General features: G+C 32.5%; 25 protein-coding genes, 2 tRNA genes and 1 CRISPR repeat array. Of the genes, 7 read left to right on the forward strand and 20 right to left on the reverse strand.

What is annotated here, in order from left to right; translation table 11 throughout:
- Nucleotides 1–894: direct repeats of the CRISPR family, unit length 36 nt; unit sequence GTTCTGTTCTAGCAAAAATTCATATGGTAACAAAAC.
- Nucleotides 895–938: 44 nt separating this feature from the next.
- The 5 genes from KTQ83_RS05715 to KTQ83_RS05735 form a co-directional block, all read right to left on the reverse strand.
- Nucleotides 939–1535: a hypothetical protein gene (locus KTQ83_RS05715; protein ID WP_217285029.1), complete on the reverse strand. Its 597-nt coding sequence runs from the start codon at nucleotides 1533–1535 to the stop codon at nucleotides 939–941.
- Nucleotides 1536–1807: 272 nt separating this feature from the next.
- Entirely contained in the window at nucleotides 1808–2116 is a 309-nt protein-coding gene (gene cas2 / locus KTQ83_RS05720; RefSeq protein ID WP_244975788.1) for a CRISPR-associated endonuclease Cas2, read from the reverse strand.
- Between the two features lie 4 nt (nucleotides 2117–2120).
- Entirely contained in the window at nucleotides 2121–3014 is an 894-nt protein-coding gene (gene cas1 / locus KTQ83_RS05725) for a type II CRISPR-associated endonuclease Cas1 (protein ID WP_186998339.1), read from the reverse strand.
- A gap of 104 nt (nucleotides 3015–3118) precedes the next feature.
- Nucleotides 3119–6460 (reverse strand): type II CRISPR RNA-guided endonuclease Cas9, encoded by a 3342-nt coding sequence (gene cas9, locus KTQ83_RS05730; protein ID WP_217256198.1) that lies wholly within the window; start codon nucleotides 6458–6460, stop codon nucleotides 3119–3121.
- Nucleotides 6461–7369: 909 nt separating this feature from the next.
- A complete protein-coding gene (locus tag KTQ83_RS05735) occupies nucleotides 7370–7840 on the reverse strand; it encodes a hypothetical protein (RefSeq protein ID WP_186998341.1) in 471 nt (156 codons plus the stop codon).
- Nucleotides 7841–7950: 110 nt separating this feature from the next.
- On the opposite strand from KTQ83_RS05735, the gene KTQ83_RS05740 reads away from it, so the two are divergent.
- Complete coding sequence (locus KTQ83_RS05740; protein ID WP_186998342.1) at nucleotides 7951–8988, forward strand: M42 family metallopeptidase; 1038 nt, start codon at nucleotides 7951–7953, stop codon at nucleotides 8986–8988.
- Here the strand turns inward: KTQ83_RS05740 and KTQ83_RS05745 are convergent.
- The gene (locus KTQ83_RS05745; RefSeq protein WP_186998343.1) at nucleotides 8975–9850 is read right to left on the reverse strand and encodes a Cof-type HAD-IIB family hydrolase; all 876 of its coding nucleotides are present in this window, start codon (nucleotides 9848–9850) and stop codon (nucleotides 8975–8977) included. The genes KTQ83_RS05740 and KTQ83_RS05745 overlap by 14 nt on opposite strands.
- A gap of 107 nt (nucleotides 9851–9957) precedes the next feature.
- Between KTQ83_RS05745 and KTQ83_RS05750 the strand changes: the two genes are divergently transcribed.
- From KTQ83_RS05750 to KTQ83_RS05765, 4 genes are all read left to right on the forward strand, one after another.
- Nucleotides 9958–10033: transfer RNA gene (locus KTQ83_RS05750), tRNA-Asn, on the forward strand.
- 130 nt (nucleotides 10034–10163) lie between these two features.
- A tRNA-Asn gene (locus KTQ83_RS05755) sits at nucleotides 10164–10239 on the forward strand.
- Between the two features lie 56 nt (nucleotides 10240–10295).
- Nucleotides 10296–10658 (forward strand): DUF4186 domain-containing protein, encoded by a 363-nt coding sequence (locus KTQ83_RS05760; protein ID WP_217256199.1) that lies wholly within the window; start codon nucleotides 10296–10298, stop codon nucleotides 10656–10658.
- A 102-nt stretch (nucleotides 10659–10760) separates the two neighbouring features.
- The gene (locus KTQ83_RS05765; RefSeq protein WP_186998345.1) at nucleotides 10761–12071 is read left to right on the forward strand and encodes a threonine/serine exporter family protein; all 1311 of its coding nucleotides are present in this window, start codon (nucleotides 10761–10763) and stop codon (nucleotides 12069–12071) included.
- 11 nt (nucleotides 12072–12082) lie between these two features.
- Here the strand turns inward: KTQ83_RS05765 and KTQ83_RS05770 are convergent, their stop codons facing one another.
- Entirely contained in the window at nucleotides 12083–12832 is a 750-nt protein-coding gene (locus KTQ83_RS05770) for a DUF4866 family protein (protein ID WP_117573763.1), read from the reverse strand.
- Between the two features lie 183 nt (nucleotides 12833–13015).
- Between KTQ83_RS05770 and KTQ83_RS05775 the strand changes: the two genes are divergently transcribed.
- Nucleotides 13016–13885 carry a LysR family transcriptional regulator gene (locus KTQ83_RS05775; protein ID WP_186998346.1) on the forward strand — a complete coding sequence of 290 codons (870 nt, stop codon included), beginning with the start codon at nucleotides 13016–13018 and terminating at the stop codon, nucleotides 13883–13885.
- Here KTQ83_RS05775 and KTQ83_RS05780 read toward each other — a convergent pair.
- Complete coding sequence (locus tag KTQ83_RS05780; RefSeq protein WP_186998347.1) at nucleotides 13863–14060, reverse strand: hypothetical protein; 198 nt, start codon at nucleotides 14058–14060, stop codon at nucleotides 13863–13865. The two genes, KTQ83_RS05775 and KTQ83_RS05780, sit on opposite strands and share 23 nt — an antisense overlap.
- Before the next feature lie 71 nt (nucleotides 14061–14131).
- Nucleotides 14132–15157, reverse strand: a complete 1026-nt coding sequence (locus KTQ83_RS05785; protein ID WP_186998348.1) for a YeiH family protein — start codon at nucleotides 15155–15157, stop codon at nucleotides 14132–14134.
- Between the two features lie 102 nt (nucleotides 15158–15259).
- Between KTQ83_RS05785 and KTQ83_RS05790 the strand changes: the two genes are divergently transcribed.
- The gene (locus KTQ83_RS05790) at nucleotides 15260–16135 is read left to right on the forward strand and encodes a LysR family transcriptional regulator (protein WP_217256201.1); all 876 of its coding nucleotides are present in this window, start codon (nucleotides 15260–15262) and stop codon (nucleotides 16133–16135) included.
- Here the strand turns inward: KTQ83_RS05790 and KTQ83_RS05795 are convergent.
- The 11 genes from KTQ83_RS05795 to rsfS form a co-directional block, all read right to left on the reverse strand.
- The gene (locus KTQ83_RS05795; protein ID WP_186998350.1) at nucleotides 16112–16330 is read right to left on the reverse strand and encodes a hypothetical protein; all 219 of its coding nucleotides are present in this window, start codon (nucleotides 16328–16330) and stop codon (nucleotides 16112–16114) included. The genes KTQ83_RS05790 and KTQ83_RS05795 overlap by 24 nt on opposite strands.
- Nucleotides 16317–16598, reverse strand: a complete 282-nt coding sequence (locus KTQ83_RS05800; protein ID WP_186998351.1) for a hypothetical protein — start codon at nucleotides 16596–16598, stop codon at nucleotides 16317–16319. The genes KTQ83_RS05795 and KTQ83_RS05800 overlap by 14 nt, the downstream gene beginning before the upstream one ends.
- A 3-nt stretch (nucleotides 16599–16601) precedes the next feature.
- Nucleotides 16602–16916, reverse strand: coding sequence for a TfoX/Sxy family protein (locus KTQ83_RS05805; protein WP_217256203.1), 315 nt, complete (start codon nucleotides 16914–16916; stop codon nucleotides 16602–16604).
- A 9-nt stretch (nucleotides 16917–16925) separates the two neighbouring features.
- On the reverse strand, nucleotides 16926–17384 hold the full coding sequence (locus tag KTQ83_RS05810) for a GNAT family N-acetyltransferase (protein WP_217256204.1): 459 nt from the start codon (nucleotides 17382–17384) through the stop codon (nucleotides 16926–16928).
- A gap of 197 nt (nucleotides 17385–17581) precedes the next feature.
- Nucleotides 17582–17806 carry a hypothetical protein gene (locus KTQ83_RS05815; RefSeq protein WP_244975789.1) on the reverse strand — a complete coding sequence of 75 codons (225 nt, stop codon included), beginning with the start codon at nucleotides 17804–17806 and terminating at the stop codon, nucleotides 17582–17584.
- 129 nt (nucleotides 17807–17935) lie between these two features.
- A complete protein-coding gene (nth, locus tag KTQ83_RS05820; RefSeq protein WP_117924347.1) occupies nucleotides 17936–18562 on the reverse strand; it encodes an endonuclease III in 627 nt (208 codons plus the stop codon).
- Complete coding sequence (locus KTQ83_RS05825; RefSeq protein ID WP_186998354.1) at nucleotides 18559–19098, reverse strand: DnaD domain-containing protein; 540 nt, start codon at nucleotides 19096–19098, stop codon at nucleotides 18559–18561. The genes nth and KTQ83_RS05825 overlap by 4 nt, the downstream gene beginning before the upstream one ends.
- Entirely contained in the window at nucleotides 19098–19565 is a 468-nt protein-coding gene (locus KTQ83_RS05830; RefSeq protein WP_186998355.1) for a hypothetical protein, read from the reverse strand. Before KTQ83_RS05830 ends, KTQ83_RS05825 begins: the two co-directional genes overlap by 1 nt.
- Nucleotides 19566–19583: 18 nt before the next feature.
- Nucleotides 19584–20264 (reverse strand): 5'-methylthioadenosine/adenosylhomocysteine nucleosidase, encoded by a 681-nt coding sequence (locus KTQ83_RS05835; RefSeq protein WP_117924341.1) that lies wholly within the window; start codon nucleotides 20262–20264, stop codon nucleotides 19584–19586.
- Nucleotides 20261–20971: a class I SAM-dependent DNA methyltransferase gene (locus KTQ83_RS05840; RefSeq protein WP_186998356.1), complete on the reverse strand. Its 711-nt coding sequence runs from the start codon at nucleotides 20969–20971 to the stop codon at nucleotides 20261–20263. The genes KTQ83_RS05835 and KTQ83_RS05840 overlap by 4 nt, the downstream gene beginning before the upstream one ends.
- Nucleotides 20961–21299, reverse strand: coding sequence for a ribosome silencing factor (gene rsfS / locus KTQ83_RS05845; protein WP_117924337.1), 339 nt, complete (start codon nucleotides 21297–21299; stop codon nucleotides 20961–20963). Before rsfS ends, KTQ83_RS05840 begins: the two co-directional genes overlap by 11 nt.
- Between the last annotated feature and the right edge of the window lies 1 nt (nucleotide 21300).

Raw genomic sequence — 21300 nt, forward strand, 5'->3', positions numbered from 1 at the left:
GTTCTGTTCTAGCAAAAATTCATATGGTAACAAAACTAGACAAGACAGACTTTGCAAAGAGGTTATGTTCTGTTCTAGCAAAAATTCATATGGTAACAAAACTCAAGTTACTGAGCTATTCAAAGAAATTAAGTTCTGTTCTAGCAAAAATTCATATGGTAACAAAACATCCTTTCAATTTGTTTTTTGGCTTGTGTAGTTCTGTTCTAGCAAAAATTCATATGGTAACAAAACGCGCAGATTCGGGATATACCACAAACGCCCGTTCTGTTCTAGCAAAAATTCATATGGTAACAAAACTAGACAAGACAGACTTTGCAAAGAGGTTATGTTCTGTTCTAGCAAAAATTCATATGGTAACAAAACTCAAGTTACTGAGCTATTCAAAGAAATTAAGTTCTGTTCTAGCAAAAATTCATATGGTAACAAAACATCCTTTCAATTTGTTTTTTGGCTTGTGTAGTTCTGTTCTAGCAAAAATTCATATGGTAACAAAACGCGCAGATTCGGGATATACCACAAACGCCCGTTCTGTTCTAGCAAAAATTCATATGGTAACAAAACTAGGTTTAACTGTCATATTTTTCTCCTTTCGTTCTGTTCTAGCAAAAATTCATATGGTAACAAAACCCGCATCCGTAGGCACTTCCCCACCACTTAGTTCTGTTCTAGCAAAAATTCATATGGTAACAAAACTTAATGGAATTGATTCGCCTTCTGCTACATGTTCTGTTCTAGCAAAAATTCATATGGTAACAAAACGTATACAAATCACATCCCACCGTCGAAAGTGTTCTGTTCTAGCAAAAATTCATATGGTAACAAAACTGCCTAACTTAAAATGCATAACTCTTGACTGTTCTGTTCTAGCAAAAATTCATATGGTAACAAAACCTCAAAAATATGGTAGCACATTTTTGAATGTAATAGAATACTAATTATTTAATTGATAAATGATCTAGTTCTTGATAAATATCATGTGTTTTATGAGTGTATATTTGTTGTAAATAATTAATTGTCATTTGTTCTACCTCCTGTAATGTATATGTTTGAAGTGATTTTTGTGATAGATCGTAATAAATTTGTTCCATGTCTGCTAAATCTATTATTTTATCTTGCAATAAAGCTGTATTTTGTACATTCATTAAATCGTTGTAATAATTTGTAAAAATCATTAATATGACATTCTCAATTTTATTGATTTTCTGAAGAATTTTATCACTTAAATTATCTAGTTTGCCAAAAACAAAGATATTATCATATTTTGAATTATGATTGGAAATATATTCAACTAAATCCAATTGAAACAAAATCAATTCATCTCTCGTTAGATCAAATTCATCTTTTTGTAATTCGTCTTCATAATATGGTGACAACATTTTTATCAATTGCTTATAATTAGCTCCATTAAACATAATTTTAAGCGTTGATTCATCATTGACTTCTTCTGATAATGAATTCAACAATATGTCAATTGTACTGATAGTATCAAAATAATCTTGATTCTGAAGTTTAATTTCCAAATACTTTAACATCAATGACTTTGTAGTGAGCTTTTTATCCTCATTAAGAGAGTACATTTCTGATATTTCTATAAACATATTATTTTTAAGTTCTATCTCTTTTTCGTTTATAAGCATTTTCGTACTAATATTATTTTCTGTTCTATTTTCACTTTTATCTTTTGAAGTAAACAATCGAATTGCTTGTAGCAATGTATAATTCGTACTTGAATCTGAAATTATATATTTCACATGATTCATTTGAAGATTCCATTTATTTGTTCCATTTTTTATAGTCAATAGATTCATAATTTTATAAATGCATCGCTATTCACAACTTGTTCTTGATTTGATTTACCACCAACTATTATTTCAATCTTTGCGTATTGTTTTTCTGTAACCAATAGAATTCGTATTTGTCCCTTTTGAGGAACGTTTCTTTGCAAAATACTCACATGTTTTACTGCTGCTTCACGATTTGCAAATATTTTACAATACACCGAATACTGCATCATAATATATCCATTTTTAATTAGATATTTTCTAAATGTTGCATAAATTCTTCTATCTTCTTTAGATACCACGGGTAAATCAAAAAATAATATTAATCGCATAAAATCATATATCATATATTACTGGTAATGGATACAAAATGGAATCTGCTTCACCATCTAAATAATTAAATATAGAATCTAGATAAAAACTAATTGCATTTGCTATTGTTTGTTTTCTTCCATCAATCATAATTTTCTTGTTTGTCAATTGTATTAAAGCTTCTCTATGAGATTGTTTAAAAATAATATCATCCGTCATATTGTTATAAACATAATGATCCACTATTGGTCTAAATACTTCTATAATATCATCACTCAAGTTAAACATATTTTGTTTTCCCTTATGAAAAATACCTATGTTAGCAATATAGCCCTTTGCTACAATAATTGATGTAATCAGTGATCTAAATATAGCATAACCATAATTTAATCCAGCATTTATCACATCTTCTTCAAATCGAACAAAATCATGACCAAAAAGTTCTCTAAAATACATCTTCGCAGCCAAGCCTTCTCTGTTTGTTTTATCACCAGAAACAACACTATCTACAAATTCATACAGCTTCTTTTCCACTTCAAAATCTTTATTATTGACCTTCAATATTTCTATTTGATTTAAAATCTTCATTTTCACAATCATTGCATGTAAATCTTCTTTACGTTTTGAATCCCAACAAATCTGTTTTGAAATATTTCCACTACTTGAAAAATGTCCATTCATCGGCAATATATAACTTTTTGGTAAATGATCCACTCCACAAATAATGGTACACACATTATTATCTGTTAATTTATTAATTAAAGGTACACTCAAATTAGACTGATAATTATCAATCACTAGAATTTGAATATCTGAAACCGGAATCAATAAAGTGTCATTTTTAATTTCCACTTTCAAATTATCTAAATACAGTCTCAAATACTCACATTTTTCAATATATATAACTCTATAGCCCATAAAAAGGGTAAAAGAAAAGGCTCCGAAGAGCCGAATCCGGGATAAACCCTTGTTTTGTTAGGTCATAAAAATTTTTGCTAGAATATAACCGCCTTCAGTATACTCTATTTAAATTCCAATTTCAACTTATTATCCTTCACTTCGTATAGATTTCCCAATACATCTGTAGCATATTTTCTTATATCTTTTGCTGTAGTTAGTACTTTTTGTTGTCTTTTTTTATATGCAAAAATCGGATATAAATTAACTACATTTGTTTTATCGTTACCAGTTAATGCAAACAACAAAATTTCTGGATTTACTCCGTCGTGAAGTATTTTTTTATCCGGTACCTCATCATACACATCGTAAAAATATGGTTGTCCTTGCTCTTTCACAACACCTAAAAGCTCATCCCTATGCATAGAAAATAGGAATTTATCTGTACTTTTAATTCTCTTCTTTTCTTTTTCACCATCGTACCATTTTCTATCAATTACATATGTACCTTTTGTTCTATTGAAAGATACATCTTTGAAATATATTGTTACAAATCTAAACTTTCCGTCTGCACACTTATAAAAATCTGTTCTATATGTCTTAATTTGTTTTAGAATAACTTTTTTATTATTTGTATGATAATTTGAAGAAATATCTAAATGATTACCAAGAACTTCACTTTCAAATTTCATTGTCACAATTTCAGGACCATTTCCCTTCTTAGAATATTTACGTATAGACCCATTTTCTTCTTTATATTTAGTTAATGGATTTTCCCCAACTAAAGTAATAATTTCTTTATCTTTTTTCTTAGTTACTTTATACATTTTTGAATCCGATTTAAACTGTTCGTAATGATATTTCACAATGTCTCTAATTAAATCGAATGTCTGTGGATCATGCTTTGACATTAAATATTTTGTGTCATTTCCATTTAAAATATCTTCTACAAGCCGTTTATCTTTTGAATCGTAAATATTAGGAATTCTTTCAATCAAGTAATCCGTTCCATCTACGTTTCTTGTACTATAGATAGTTTCATCTGCAATCTGACGATTTGGTTTTGTATTCACCTTGTGAGAAATTTTAATTGGATTAAAATGCATATTTTCTTTGTCAATCACACGATTGTAATACTGATTACTTTCTTGATATAACGTTTTCAAATTCACAATATATTGAATATATCTTTCATCAAAGAATACCTTATCATCAGGAATTGTAATAATTTCTCCCGTTTCTTCATTATATAAATCATTGAAATCATGTTCTTGTTTTGCAAGGTATCCATTTAATAGATTCATTTTCTTTACAGAAGCCACAATCAGTGCATCCACTGCATGGTGCAAATAATCTTCATCACGATCTTTTTCTAAATGGATTTTCTTTCTAAACAAATCCGTAACTCGGCCATTGATAGTATGAACTTTTGTATTAATCTCATTATCTTTAAAATAGTCTGATAACGTATTTAAAACAACACGGCAAGCATAACTTGTATCTACTAGATTTCGATTAATAAATTTTTTAGCCACTTCTTCCTTAGTGATATTTTCTTCATTTAATAAATTCAACTTCTTTTTGTATGGAATGTTATCGTTAGAAAGAACATTTTTCTTAAATTCTGAATAACTACATCCCATTCCATTAAATTTATTAGCTGCATATGCCATAAAAGGAGTCAAATTACCTTTCACTTGATTTTCTGAATGTAATGCTAAAACTTTATTATTTTGAGAATCATCTAATGATATAGAGATTGGGATAATATGATCAATTTCAGTATACTTTGAATCTTTAATGACTCGATTTAAATCTAAAGGTTCAAAAGTATATGCACTCTTGCCTCCTTGTTGCAAATATAAACTAATTTTCATTCTTGTTTTTCCATTAATTTTTGTTGGATCATACCCCTTTTCATTCAAAAGTTTATCCATTTCTTTAGATCCATTCTCTCGATTTTTTTGGTAGTTACTAATTCTCTTTTTCTTTTCATCTGAATTCTTATCACGAGTCATCTCAACAACAATGGAATCGAATTCTCCATATTTCTTTCTCAATGCATTTACAACTTTAAAAGTTTCATTCTGCGCTCTTTTTGCCACTGGAGATAAAATAGCTTCTGGGTCTGATTCAATGTTCTTTTTTCCTTTATGAGAAACACGATTCTTGTCAAACAACTTCAATTCATGTAACAGCTGCATTTGATTCATTTCAGATTCAAACAATTCTTTATTTAATAATTTCAATGCTTTAAAAGATAATGAATGATAGCCTGTTATTCCTGTTGTATTTGCTAAAGTATCTACCACTGAATCAGAAAGTCTATACTCCAAATGATACAAGTAATCTTTTCTTTCTTGTATACCCTTTTTATTCGTAAGAATTTCAATAATTCTATCTAGCATTTCATAATCATTTAATGAAATTGAATATCCTTCTTTTTCTAAAATTGATTTAATTTTCTTATATCCCTTGAACTCAGTAAAAATAGCCTTCTGATTTTTGTCTATACGATAGCCTTTAATATCAACTTCATCCACATTTAATTCTTTTGCCAATTGACGTAAAGTAATATTCCCTTTCTGACTAACTATAGTTAAAATTCCCTTCTTCTCCTCTGGACATAACTTATTACCATCTACTGTTAAATTATTCATATCATTTAAGAAATTAAACAAGTCTGCTGTTACCGCCATTTTAGGAGCTCTTAGTTCATCTGGAAATACGCTACATTTCCCACGCATTTTTTCAATCAAATCTATTTCTTTAATTTGCCCATCAACTTCTATAAATCGTCCATATGGTGTCGGTGATTTTTCACTTCCAGGCCCCTCATAATAAGCTCTTCTACGCGCAACTATATCAATAATCTTATTAATAAATTGTTCATCCAATTCTTGATGATGTAATATCTCATTCAATTCGTTTACATAATCCTTTGTAGAAAAATTATTTTCATGCCCACGAATATGATTCTTATCATTTAAATTATCCAATTGAATTTGGCAAATAAATTTTCCTTGTTTAATTAACTGCTCATTATGTTGCAAAGTAGCCTTTAAACTCAATTCGTCGTCACTCTTTTTTGCATCTTCTTCTACAGTTTCAATAACACTACCTCTATGTTTTGTTATATGTAAAATAGCTGCCGTTAATTCATCATTTGTTAGTTTTTCACTTAAACCTTTACAACGCAATTCATATACATTCTGCAAAGGATGATAGTCATTTGACATTATACCGTTTTCCTTCAACAATTTTTGCATGTCCATAACTCGAGTATGACGTCTTGAAGTCAAACGTCTACGACTTCTAGCGTCTCTACGTTTCCCATTATCTTCTGCTGTGCCTTCTTTAAACAAACGCACTCCATAGTCTACAAATTTACCTGTTTCAAGATCTATAATTCCATACCCGCAGCTACTAATTCCTATGTCTAAACCTAATACATACTTATTATCCATTGTAACGCCCTCCATAAAGTAATTATGTTATATGCATTATACCACTTGTGTAAGCCGTTTCCTATAAATTTCTATATAAAAACAAAAATGTATGCTCTCAGCATACACTTTATATAAAGTAGATTTTATATATGTAAGTTATATTTTGACTTTACATCACAAAAGACATTATTCGACATCTTCATAGGTTAATTTTAATTTTTTTCAAGAAGTTTTGAGAGTTAATGTCTTTTTCAGATTGGACCTTTAGAATAGATATTGCTACTAGATATGGCAGGTGGTTTCCTCTGGATAAATCCTTGAGACTTTCGATCCCCGGGATGGAGGAATAGGCGTATGCAAATTCAAGTTAATATTGATATAACTATTGTCTTAATAGCTATTTTACAACTCATACGAGTCATCATTATTATTCATGAAGAAAATAAAAAGCGCTAACCACCTCTCACAAAGGATTTAGCGCTCTTGCAATATCCAGAGTGACCACCATATCTAGTAGTCTTTTCTGTATTTGTATTATAACGAGAAAGATGTTAAATATCAACTTACCGATTTACACATGTATTTTAAAAAAATTTTGAGGTTTAATGTCTTTTTCACATTGGACCTTTATAATTGAAATTGCTACTAGATATGGCAGGTGGTTTCCTCTGGATAAATCCTTGAGACTTTCGATCCCCGGGATGAAGGAATAAGCGTATGCAAATTCAAGTTAATATTGATATAACTATTGTTTTAATAGCTATTTTACAACTCATACGAGTGATCATTATTATTCATGAAGAAAACAAAAAGCGCTAACCACCCACTCACAACGGGATTAGCGCTTCTACCTAATCCAGAGTGACCACCATATCTAGTAGTCTTTTCTGTATTTGTATTATAACGAGAAAGATGTTAAATATCAACTTACTGATTTACACCTCGATATAAAGATGTCATTTCTGAATTCCCCTTTAATTCTGAAGCCATATATTTAACTAAGAATAAGTCTTTATCAAAATTAGAAGCCAATTCTTTCTGGTAAATCATCATGTCTTTATCTTTATAATAAGCACCTTTTTTATCGGTAATTAATACAACTCTAAGATTTGGATATTTATTTAACAATAATTCCAGAAGTCTTTGTTCATCCTGAATTCCATTTTCTAATTTACTCGCATACTCTTTATTCACAAATATTGTATTTACTTTACTCAAATCAAGATGTCTTACTTCATAATCCACCATATGTAAATATACCGTATTTGATTCATTTAAATAGTTTTCTAAATGTTCATCATTATTATCAATAAATACTGTCTCACAATTCTCATTATGTTCCACTTGAAACTGTTTAAATAAATTCCTTAATTTTTCTTCTCTTACATTTAATTCCATACAATTAGCCTCCTTTTCTAGTACAATATCACAATTTTCAAAAAAAGGATGAATACATTGTCTTGAATTTGTATAAAAGCGTATAATACATACAGGAGGAGTTTTAAAATATGCAACCATTTGATAAAGAATATGTCTGTGACATCGCCAAACAAATTTTGAATATTGATTCACCAACAGGCTACACAAAAAGAGCCATCGATTTCATGGACGAAGAAGCTAAAAAATTAGGCTACACAACAGGTCGTAACCAAAAAGGAAATTTATTGATCTATGTAGACGGAAAAGATTCTGAACACACATTAGGATTGAGTGCTCACCTAGATACATTAGGACTTATGGTTCGTTCCATCAAAGACAATGGAAAACTTGCCATTACTAAAGTCGGAGGCCCATGCTTACCAACATTAGACGGAGAATATTGTAAGATCTATACTCGTGATGGAAAGGTATATACAGGAACAATTCTTTCTTGTTCACCAAGCGTACACGTATATCCAGATGCTTCAACATTAGAAAGAAAAGAAGATACAATGGAAGTTCGTATCGACGAAGTTGTACACTCAAAAGCAGATGTTGAAAAATTAGGTATCTGCAACGGAGACTTTATTTGTATTGACACAAAAACACAAATCACAGAAAGTGGATTCATTAAATCTAGATTCTTAGACGATAAGATTTCAGCTACAGCTTTAATGGGCGTACTAAAATACTTAAAAGACAACAACGTCACACCTCAAAGAGACTTAGTCATTATGTTCAGTACATATGAAGAAGTTGGTCATGGAGCAAGTTGTCTTCCAGAAGAAGTCGAAGAATTATTAGCCGTAGATATGGGATGCATCGGTACAGATCTTGCTTGTACGGAACAAGACGTTTCAATCTGTGCAAAAGATTCAAGCGGACCATACGACTACGAAATGATTACTCGTCTAGTTGAACTATCAAAAGAAAACAAGCTTAATTATGCCGTTGATATCTACCCACAATATGGTTCAGATGTCAGTGCCGCATTACGCGGTGGTAACGACATCAAAGGAGCCTTGATTGGCCCTGGTGTTCATGCTAGCCACGGAATGGAAAGAACACACTATGATGGTGTAGAAAACACAATGAAGCTTGTCGTTAGCTATATCACAAAATATTAAAATCCTTTAAAGCAGCTACAATACCCTGTTCTACATTGGACTTGGTCACATGAGCTGCTTTTTCTTTTACATAATCCATAGCCTGGCCCATCGCAAAACTATGAGTTACAACACCAAACATACTCACATCATTTTCACCATCACCAAATGTGAAGACTTTATCCTTATCCCAACCAAACATATCCATCATGCGAACTAAAGTAGCTCCCTTACTATATCCCTTAGGCAAAATCTCTAATTCTCTAGGACAAGTACGGAACACTTCATATTGATCTTTAAATTCATTTTTAATATCCAAAGCCAACTGTGTAGTTACCTCTTCATCCTCAATTGTCTGAATCTTATTTACAGGATATTGAATTTCACTAAGATCCTTAATATACGTAATCTTAGGATATCCATCACGCATATCTGCAAGCCAAGACCAAGGACCACCCGTCCAAGGAAAATCCTCTGGATATTCTTTTGAATTTCTTAATATTTTTTTCTTTTCCATTATATGATCTGGAATATAATCAAATAATCCATCATTAAATACAGCCATTGTCTCACAATTTTTATGCATCAAATACGCAAAAACAGGTTCAACATCTTCCTTATACATCTGTTTTAAAACATGACGCTCATCCTTTTGAACATCATAATATGCAATACCGTCTACCTCTAACAAATAGCCACCATATACATCCATCTCTAATTCTTTAGCATATGAAAGTAATCTTGTATAACTTCTACCACTCGCAAGCACAAGCTTTGTTCCCTGCTTTTGACAAGCAATCAATGCTGCCTTCGTTTCCGGTAAAATTTTATTATTTGGATCCAATAAGGTACCATCCATATCCATTACAATCGCGTCTAACATAGTACATCCCTCCATTTAAAAAATAATATATCATAATTTTATAAAAAGTACTTGCATAACACAACATCTTTTGGTATTATATACAAGCAGTCAAGTGAAAAGCAAATGCCTGAATAGCTCAGTCGGTAGAGCATCCGGCTGTTAACCGGCAGGTCACAAGTTCGAGTCTTGTTTCAGGCGCCACTTGATTATAAAACCAGCTTAGCTGGTTTTTTTATTTCTGAATTGAAATTTGTCTAAAAAATCAAAAAAAGTGCTTGCATAACTCTAATTCTTTTGGTATTATATTTAGGCAGTCAAGTGAAAAACAAATGCCTGAATAGCTCAGTCGGTAGAGCATCCGGCTGTTAACCGGCAGGTCACAAGTTCGAGTCTTGTTTCAGGCGCCACTTGATTATAAAACCAGCTTAGCTGGTTTTTTTTATTATATATGTAAGGAGAAACTATGACAGAATCCGAATGGTTTGAACAACTTTTTAATCGCTTATTCCACTCCAAATTTAGAAGCAGCTTTCATCTGAAACAAAAAGATAAGGAGTATATACAAGCCAAAGGAATAGACACCATCGAAAAACATGCCATAGATTTTGTCGAAAAAAGATTAGCTCCAGCCTATATCCCCAACGATGGGAAACAAACACCTTTCAAAGGACACCCTGTATTCATTGCTCAACATGCTACTGGCTGTTGTTGCAGACAATGTTTATATAAATGGCATAAGATCAAATCCAATCAGCCACTAGGCCCCAAACAAAAAGCATATATTGTTAAAGTATTAATGACATGGATTCATAAAGAAGTCGATTAATTTGACTTCTTTTTTTAGTTGACTATACTATTCATGGAATTAAATATCGAATATATATTTATACTATGCGTATTATATATAAATGATATAGGAGATGATCTTATGAACAACCATATGGAAATTCCGTGGCACGAATATACGAACAAAGATTCAAAAGTTAAGATTGAAAATGCAAGTCTTACAGAAAAATCCTCCATTATAGGAAGAATTGGATTGATGCTTTTAGCCTGTGGTACAGGTGCCTGGCGAGTAAGAAGTTCAATGAACACCATTGCTAGTGAATTAAATATTACATGTATTGCCGACATTGGACTTACAAATATTTCCTACACATGCATTGATGGAATTGAGTCTCACGCACAATCCTTGTCTTTGCATAATACAAGTGTTAACACATCTAAACTTGCTCGTATGGAAGACTTTGTCTATCACTTTAAAGATGAATGTAAAACATGCACATGCAATGAAATTCACAATCAATTAGACCAAATCGAAAGCATTCACTCTAGTTACTCCCCCATTATTCTAGGATTAGCTGCAGCCCTTGCCTGTAGCTGTTTTACCTTTCTACTTGGTGGAGGCCCCATTGAAATGCTTTGTGCCTTTGTGGGGGCAGGACTTGGCAATGCACTTCGAATGAAACTCATCAAACATAATTACACCCTATTTTTAAATGTCGCTGCCAGTGTTTCTTTGGCCTGTCTTGTATATGCCTTATTATTTAATTTTTTAGAAACCTATTTTGGCATATCCACACAACACGAAGCTGGATACATCTGCTCTATGCTTTTCATTATTCCAGGCTTTCCCTTCATCACAAGCGGTATTGACTTAGCTAAATTAGATTTACGATCCGGTCTAGAAAGACTAGCCTATGCCATTATTATTATTTTAGCTGCCACACTTACTGCATGGATCTGTGCTTTAGTTTTACATCTTCAACCCGTTGATTTTGTAAAATTACACATTCCAACATCAACTAAGTTACTTTTAAGACTATTAACCAGTTTTGGAGGTGTCTTTGGATTCTCCATTATGTTTAATAGTTCAAAAAAAATAGCCGCCAGTGCCGGATGCATTGGAGCCATCGCAAACACATTACGACTAACACTTGTCGATTTATCTTTACCTGCTGCAGCCGCAGCCTTTATTGGCGCATTAGCAGCCGGACTACTTGCCTCCATGATCAAAGGAAATACAGGATATCCTAGAATTGCGATAACCGTACCATCCATTGTGATTATGGTCCCAGGCCTATATATGTATCGAGCTATCTATAATCTCGAACTCACATCCACCATGTATATTGGAGCTAACTGGCTCATTCAATCTTTATTGATTGTTTTAGCTCTTCCAATGGGACTTATATTTGCCCGTATCTTAACCGATCCCTCATTTCGATATTGTACATAAAAACGCTGAACTTAATCGTTCAGCATTTTTTGTATACATTCATATAAAATACTATTTGAAACTTCAATATTCTTTTCTAAATTATGTTCGAAATGTGTAAATGGCAAGAATACACCAACACAATACTTTCCTTTAAAATCACCACAATAGAAGAATGCATTATACAACAAATCTTCAAGCTTCATCATAGAATCCCATAAGCCAGAATAAATTTGTGCATCACTTAACTTTTCATGAAGCTCTTCAGGCATTTCTTGGACAACCAAGATACCTAAATGCGATTCATTTTGAATAGTTTGAATGGACATGTCCTCTTTAAAACTATGCTGTTCTAAAAAGCCATACGCTAAGTATCGATTTTTTTCTACAAGCTTTGTAAACATATGCCTCTTTGATTCAGAAATATGAATATCACTTTCTATAATATTTCCATCCTCATCACTTAAAAGAATCGGATTCTCTTTTCCCTTATCATTAAATCGCAATGGAATCAAAAATGCATTTCTTAATAAATCAAACATACTGTTACCGCATACAGCCATTAAAAATGCCGACAGATCTTTATTTTTATATGCAGTAAATAGTGCATTGGTAAATACTTGTTTATCCACAAGTACCCTTTCTTCTTCTACGCTTGAATCCTCATCACAGGCAACACCTTCATAAAAGGCATCCATTAATCGTTTACAGGCTCTAGGATCCTTGACAATTTTATCAAACAAAGCCTCTGCCTTTTCTTCCCTAGGAAAAATTGTTGGCATGATTCTCACTTCTTTTCTAATCCTTTCGGCAAACAGATACAAGAGGTCTTCCTTTAACACACTTTTTGTATCTGTTTTGATGGCTTGCCTATTCAGACTAAAAATATTATACTAACTCCAAGAAAATATGTGAAATGTATATTTTAAATATATATTATACAAAAATTATATGGAGGTTATAACATGACACTAGACTATTACCGCATCTTTTACTATGTGGCTAAATATAAAAGCTTTTCAAAAGCCGCTCAAATCCTACATAACAACCAACCCAACATCTCTAGAACCATGAACAACATAGAAAGTGAATTTGGATGTAAGCTTTTAGTACGCTCTCATTCCGGTATTACCCTAACACCCGAAGGTGAACAACTCTATGAACATGTTGCGATAGCCATTGAACAACTTTACCAAGGAGAAAGTGAAATCCTTTCAAATAAAACCTTAGAACATGGACATATATCAATTGGTGTAAGTGAAACGGCTCTAAATATCTTTTTATTGTCCAAACTTGAACAATTCCACAAAGCCTATCCACAAGTCAAAATCAAATTATCCAACCACTCCTCTATTCAAGCTGTTGATGCCTTAGAAAAAGGTATTGTCGATATTGCGATTGTCACAAGTCCAATCAATATTAAAAAGCCATTACGTGCAACTTCACTCTATTCCTTTGAAGAAGTCTTGATTGGTGGAAAAGAATATGAAAGCTTAAACAACCAGATTCTAGACATTCAACAAATCTCGTATTATCCATTTATCACCTTAGGCAAAAATACAAGTACATATATCTATTATTCAAACTTATTTTTAAATCACAAAATCCCTTTTCATACCGATTTAGAAGTGGCTACTGCCGATCAAATACTTCCATTAGTCAAACACAACCTTGGCATTGGATTCTATCCTAAAGAATTAATTTCTAAGGATTCTGATATTTTTGAAATTCAAACAAATATAAAAAATCCTGAACGAGATATTCTTCTTGTCCAGGATGCAAGTCGTGCAACCAATATTGCCACACGAAAATTTATTGATACTCTTTCTTTATAATTGAATCCATTGCCAGGCAAGCAAGTCCTATTCCTAACATTCCGAATTCGGAACGGATATCAATTTGATTCAGTACAGAAAGAACGGCAACTCCAATTCCCATCGCAAGTGCAACTGCCTTTAAAATAAGGTGTACCATTGCGTTCATATCCATTTTTTCTACTTCATTTTGCATATTGTCATAACCCCTTTCGCAAACGAGCCTTATTGTATCATTACATACAATTTTTCTCAAGTTATGAATTTTTACCAAATATGCATTATATACTGCATGATAAGACTTACAATTGTGATACCACACCAACAGATTGCACCAACCGCAATCGGCTTACCACCCGTTTTGATCAACTGGATTACATTGCTGTTAAGTCCAATGGCCGCCATAGCCACAATGATCAAAAACTTAGATAATTCTTTAAGTGGTGCAAATACATTAGAGTCTACTCCAACATTTACACAAATCGTTGTAAAAATAGCCGCCAAAATAAAATAAAGTATAAACATTGGAAAGGCACGTTTCAAACTAAAGTTTGATGCTTGTCTTTCTTTTTTTGCACGAATAAAAGATAGTCCTAGTGTAATTGGAATAATCGCTAAAGTTCTTGTCAACTTTACAGTTACTGCCTTATTTAATGTGGCACTACCAAGATTAAACATACTATCCCAAGTCGACGCAGCAGCTGTTACACTTGATGTATCATTAATGGCCGTTCCTGCAAAAATACCAAACGCATCGCCATGCATGGTATCAAAACCCAAAGCCTTCCCTAAGATAGGAAAGAAAATAGCTGCCAATACATTAAAAAAGAAAATAACCGCAATGGATTGGGCAATCTCATCATCATCCGCATCAATCACAGGGGCTGTTGCCGCAATGGCAGAACCACCACAAATAGATGATCCAACACCGACAAGTATTGATGTATTTGTAGGTACTTTTAAAACCTTCTTCATAATCCACGCAAGTACAAGTGAAATAGTAATCGTACAAACAATGATAGGTAAAGACTGTTTCCCTGTCTCAAAAATAACACCTAAATTCATTCCGAAACCAAGCAATACAACCGCTGTTTGTAAAATCACTTTAGAAGTCCATTTAATACCAGCTTCTGCATTTTGTTTATCACTCCAAAACATCGCAATGATCATACCTGCAAGAATTGCGATGACAGCTCCACCAATGACCGGAAACATTTTTCCGATGATCCATGATGGAATGGCAATCAAAAGACAAATCAAAATGCCTTTTCCATATTTATTTATAAAATTCATTCAATAATCCCTCCATGAAGAGAATTTTATCACTATACAACAATAAGGTAAAATTATATAATTCTATCGAATAATAATATTTTCTTATCATTAGAGGTACATATGCTAGATTATCGAACTGAAACATTTCTTACTGTATGCAAAACATTAAATTTTACAACAGCTGCTAAACAATTAAATATCACACAGCCTGCTGTATCGCAACATATTCATTTTTTAGAAAAACAATACAATACAATCCTATTCAATTATAAGAATAAAGAATTAAGTCTAACTCCATCTGGTCAAATACTATATAAACATTTATTAACAATGAAGAATAATGAACAAGCTTTAATGAATGAACTCAACAATATTACATCCAACATTGAAACTCTCTCCATTGGAGTAACTATGACCATCGGTGAATATGCGATTGTAGATAAATTGGCAAACTTTATTCAAAATCATCCAGAAATCAACATCCACCTTCACTATGGCAACACATCTAAACTGCTCGAATTACTTGACCATGGACAAATCAGTATGGCTATTGTCGAAGGAAATTATCCAAAAGAAAACTATTCTCATAAAAAGTATAGCACAGAAGACTATATTGCTGTCTGTGCTACATCCCATCAATTTAATAAAGAGCCCCATACCATTCATGATCTAATATCTGAACATCTTTTAGTGCGTGAAGAAGGTTCTGGAACAAGAAACATTCTTGAACAAAGCTTAATTGCGCATGGTTTACACATTTCAAATTTTATACATTATACGCAAGTAGAAAATATGCATACCATCATGAATCTATTGAAAAAAGATTGTGGAATCTCTTTTCTATATAAGATAGCTGTAGGAAAAGAATTAAAATCAAAAGAACTCAAAGAAATTACTTTAGATGATTTTAAGTTACAACACGACTTTGACATCATCTGGGAAAAAGAAAGTATCTATGCTGATAAATATCTATCAATCAGTAAAGAATTTATTTAATAGTCGATTCGCAAGTACTACACGACCTTCTTTTATAGGACAAAAGGCATTCTTAATCCAAAAGTGTTCAGCTTGAAGATTTCCATTTATCCAACCTAAGCGAACTTCCTTATATTTAAGTGTTGTTAAATATTTAATAAGTTCATTGACTATTGCACTTACAACCCCATTCTTTTGTACACTAATATCTATCATTAAGAATCCAATGAATACAATATCCATCAATTAAATCTAAGACTGCAATTAACTTCTCATTCTTAAAATATCCAACATAATACTTATCCTTAAAATCAACATTGTCTGGAAGAGCCATCATATCCGATTCAATACTCTTTCTTGTCACATAAGGAGAGCAATATTGATAATATAAGTGATTTTTACTACAAAGATTATATATTTGATCAATATCATTCTTTTGTAGCTTTCTAACATAATATTTCCTAGAAAATAGTAACTCATCCATAATTTATTTCTTCCTTTTTGGATTTGGAAGTTCATCATACATCACTTGAAACAAACCTTCCAAAAATTTCCGGTTATCCACTTCTTCTACCAACAACATTTCTTTGGCTCCATCATATGGTAATTCATATTGAACTTTTGACATATAATGAATTGCGGATTCTACAGGCTTAACAAGTAATCGATCATCGTATATACCACCAACAATTTTCCCTCGATAATAGAGGATATATTCTTTCATCATAGCTCGATACGTAATTTCTTCTAAATTTGATAATTGCCCCATTATAAAATCTAAATATTCTTTAGTTGATGCCATTTTGTCACCTCATATCCCCATTACGTAAATTTGACAAGGATTGTTTTCATCCCACAACGAATTCAGGACTTCAAATTCTTTAAACCCTAATGAAATATAAAATCTATTTGTACAATCATAATCTTCATACATTCCCATCTTCACTGTTTTTACCTGGATAAACGAATATCCACTTTCCTGTATACTTTCCTTTGCGTATTCAAATAGTGCTCTTCCAATTCCTTTACGATGATATTCTTTTAATACACCCATTACAGCTAGTTCAACTGTAGCTTTACCTGTTTGTTTAAGATACAAAAATCCAACAACCTTATCCTTTTCTATGGCACAAAAGAAAGCTTTTCCTACACTATCAAGAATATATTTTTCGCGTGCTTCTATAATCCCAAACCATTCAGGCAATGCTTCTAATATAGCTCTTGTGATTTTCTTTTTTTCTTCATCATCTACAACTTTAATAATCTTCATATTCATACTTCCTTTACTCTTCGTTAAACGATTGTTGTAATATTTCTATTCATCATCGACTATACAATAAATTTATTTAACTTCCTTTAAAATTTCTTCAGCAGTGACTCCAAATTGCTTAGCTAAAGCCATTCAATTCGTTGTACTTGGATCCGATGTACCACTTTCCCATTTTGATTCAGCCTGTCTTGAAACACCTAAAGACTCTGCCACAAATTCTTCGTCATTTTACGTTGCGTACGATATCTTTTAATCACTTCTCCAAGTGACTTTGCACTCTCTGCTTTCTCTTTTCTAACAGGTTCAGATTTAATATATTTCTTTAATGCCCTAACAATCAACACAAATAAGTATATAAATGCAACACCAACTACGTAATTCATCAACAAGCCAACCATTAATATTAATATATTTGCCTTCATAATACATATTTCCTCCTTTTCACCATCATTATATTAATTTTATTGTGGTTGCTCTACCAACTATTTGTCAACTTTATTATTTTATCTTTTATCACTATACAAAAAGAAAACACTACAAGTGTAGTGCTATTATTTCTCATATTTATCTTTCTTACAAAAGCTTTTAAAAGGACATCTTTCACATTCTGGATTTCTTGAATGACAAAGATAACGCCCAAAAAATATAAAGTCATGATGACCTTGATTCCATCTTGAACGATCGATTTTTCGTTTTAGTTTTTCCTCAACCTTTTCAACCGAATCATTATATTTAGCTAAACCCAAACGCTTACTGACACGATTGACATGGGTATCTACCGCAAAGCTAGGAATATCAAAAGCTACACTACGAACGACATTCGCTGTCTTTCTTCCAACACCTGCTAAAGACATTAAATCCTTATATGTGTAAGGTACTTGGCCATGATATCTTTCAACTAGATCTTTACTTAAATTCGAAATCGAACGAGCCTTATTGCGATACAAACCAATTCTTTTTATGTATGGCTCTAATTCAGAAACATTGGCTTTTGCCATCTTTTCTGCCGTAGGATACGCTTTAAATAATGCAGGCGTTACCTTATTAACCATCGCATCGGTTGTTTGTGCACTAAGTACGACCGCAACAATCAATTGAAATGGGGATTCATGATACAATTCGCACTTGGCATCTGGAAAAATCTTCTCCATTTCATCCAAAATTTCATTCGCATTCATCGCTTGCCATTCTCTAAATCTTCAGTTGACAAACCTTTTTGTTGCCAATTCTGAAGAATTCTTTCAATATAATTTAAATCGCAAACTTCATTACATACAGCTTCATTTAACGCACAAATCACACGACGCTCATCATACATACTGGCCATATCAATAATCCTTTGCATTTCCGTTGAAGATAGTGGACGCGCAAATTCCATTTCAAACTGCTCTAATAAAGAACGATCAATGGAAGTATCACTGGCTTTAGAAAGTTCAAAGATACCTTCAATATTAAAAATCAAAGATCCATTCGCATAGTCTAAAGTCAAATAGCCTTTATCCGATAATTCTGTAAAAATATCTTCCACTTCATCCACACCGATTTTTAATTTTTCACTAATCAATTCATGATCAATTGAAATATGCTGCTGGTTGAAAAAATCAATCAACAATACGACCAATATTTCTTTGGGTTCTAAAACCAAATTTTGTAGATGATCAATGATCCAAGTTCTACGATCTACATAAGGTGCATTAAAATCAAAATCAGCCATTATCGTATCCCCCTTTCATAAACACGTTCAAAACTATCATAATCCAATAAAATCAATTTATTCGATCCACGAATCTCATATACCGGATTGTTGTAGCCATATCCAAGTGCAATCGAATCACACTTGATGTTATAGTTCTTTTTCGCAATGCGTTTTGCCTTTTTATAATTCAAAGTTTCAATATCTCTTGAAGTAATCAATTCAGACTTCGCATTGTACCAATACAAAGTTGTATCATCATATCCCTGATATGTTATGTAATCAAAGACATGCTCACTCAAGCCTTGGATATTCTTATTTTGTTTAATTATTTTTTCAATTCTTTGCGTATAAATCTGTTCCTTAACGCGATTCGGTCCACTAATAAACTCAGACCAAATCAAAAGTAATACAAGAACAAGAATGATGACCAATGCCATTGTCGTTGTTGTTCCATGCTGTCTTTTACGCTTATGCTTTAGTCCCATTCTTACCCCTCCTTTTTACTATATACGCATCAACCAATTTTCAATCAATTTAGCCGATTGTGCACTTGCTTTAGAAACATAGGTTGAAAATTCCATTGGATTTTCATTATGATGCACAACATCACTAAGTGAACGCACAATTACAAATGGAATATTAAACTGTGTGGCAACAGCACCAATCGCTCCTGCCTCCATTTCTGAACAAATTGAGTCTGGAAAATTATTCATTAATTTTTCAAAATCTTCATCTCTAGACATAAATAAGTCTTGAGAAGCAATTGTACCTACATGATAGCGAATCTGCATAGCGTTTGCCGCTTCAATACAACTTTGGCTCAATTTTTCATGACTATTATACACCAATCCAACACCAGAAGGACCATCTAATGGACTTGTATCATAATCGGCTTGTACAACCTTATCACTAATCACAATATCCAACACTTGCTCATCCTGCGTTAATCCACCAGCTGTACCCACATTAATAATGCTGTCGATATTTCCTTGCATACACAAAATTGTACAAGACATAGCTGCATATGCCTTACCTACACCACTCTTACATAAGACTACATCTTTACCTTGCCATTTTCCATATGTTAATGTGCATCCCGCAATTGTCTTCGTATGATCTACTAAGTCCATACGCTTTTCAAATTCATGAATCTCAGCATCCATTGCCGCTACAATCCCAATCATTCTTGTACCTTCTTTCTACATACATAAAAATACTTTTCACCAGGCGCAATCCCCTCAATATCAAAATCAGTTGTGACTTTTAAAACATCAAAATATTTCGACAAAGTATCACTCAACCATATTGGATCATATACTCTTTGAATATGATGCTCCTGAACCACTTTGTCTTTCATATAAAACGCAAAATCCTGATATACATAATCATCTTCTGCCATAATTGACCATTGATATTGACAACCATCTTCAAAAGCACCTGTCTCATTATATTCCGTATCAAATTCATCTAAACGATCTAACGAATGTGTATCGAAGAAGAAAAGTCCACTTGGTTTTAAATGTTGACTCACTTCATGAAAGAACGCATCAATTTCTTCTTTCTCTAAAATATAGTTAAAACTATCACACAAACAGAAAATACCAGAATAAGATCCTAAATTACTTAAATTACGCATATCTTGACATAAGAATTGAATGGAACCCTCTAAGTTTTTACTCTTAGCCTGCTTCACCATTTCTTCACTCAAATCAAGTGCTGTCATCGTATAGCCTTTTTTTACGAGCATCTCAGTAATCTCACCACTACCACACGCAAGTTCTAAACAATCACAAGGTGCAAGTTCACTCTCAATCCAAGATACCCATTCTCTAGATGCCTCTTCATCTTTTACTAAAGCATCATAATAATGTGCCAATGTATTATAAATCATACGTTTTTACTGGAACATCCGAATATAAACGATCCAGATTATAAACCTGCCTTTCTTCATTCACAAATAAATGGACTACAACTTCTTTTAAATCAATTAAAAGCCATTTTGAACCAGAGTCACCCTCAATATGCATATCCCCCAAATATCCAGCTTCTCTTAAACGATCCTTAATGTTTTGTGCAATCGCATTATTCTGACGAATATTTGTAGTCGAACAAACAATCATTGAATCCATAAATGGAGTCAAACTCGTTACATCATATACACGTACATCTTGTGCTTTCTTTTCACAGATCGCATGAACTACAATATCTAAAATTTCCATG

Origin of the sequence: Holdemanella porci, assembly GCF_019052655.1 — a bacterium.
GTDB classification, from domain to species: domain Bacteria; phylum Bacillota_I; class Bacilli_A; order Erysipelotrichales; family Erysipelotrichaceae; genus Holdemanella; species Holdemanella hominis.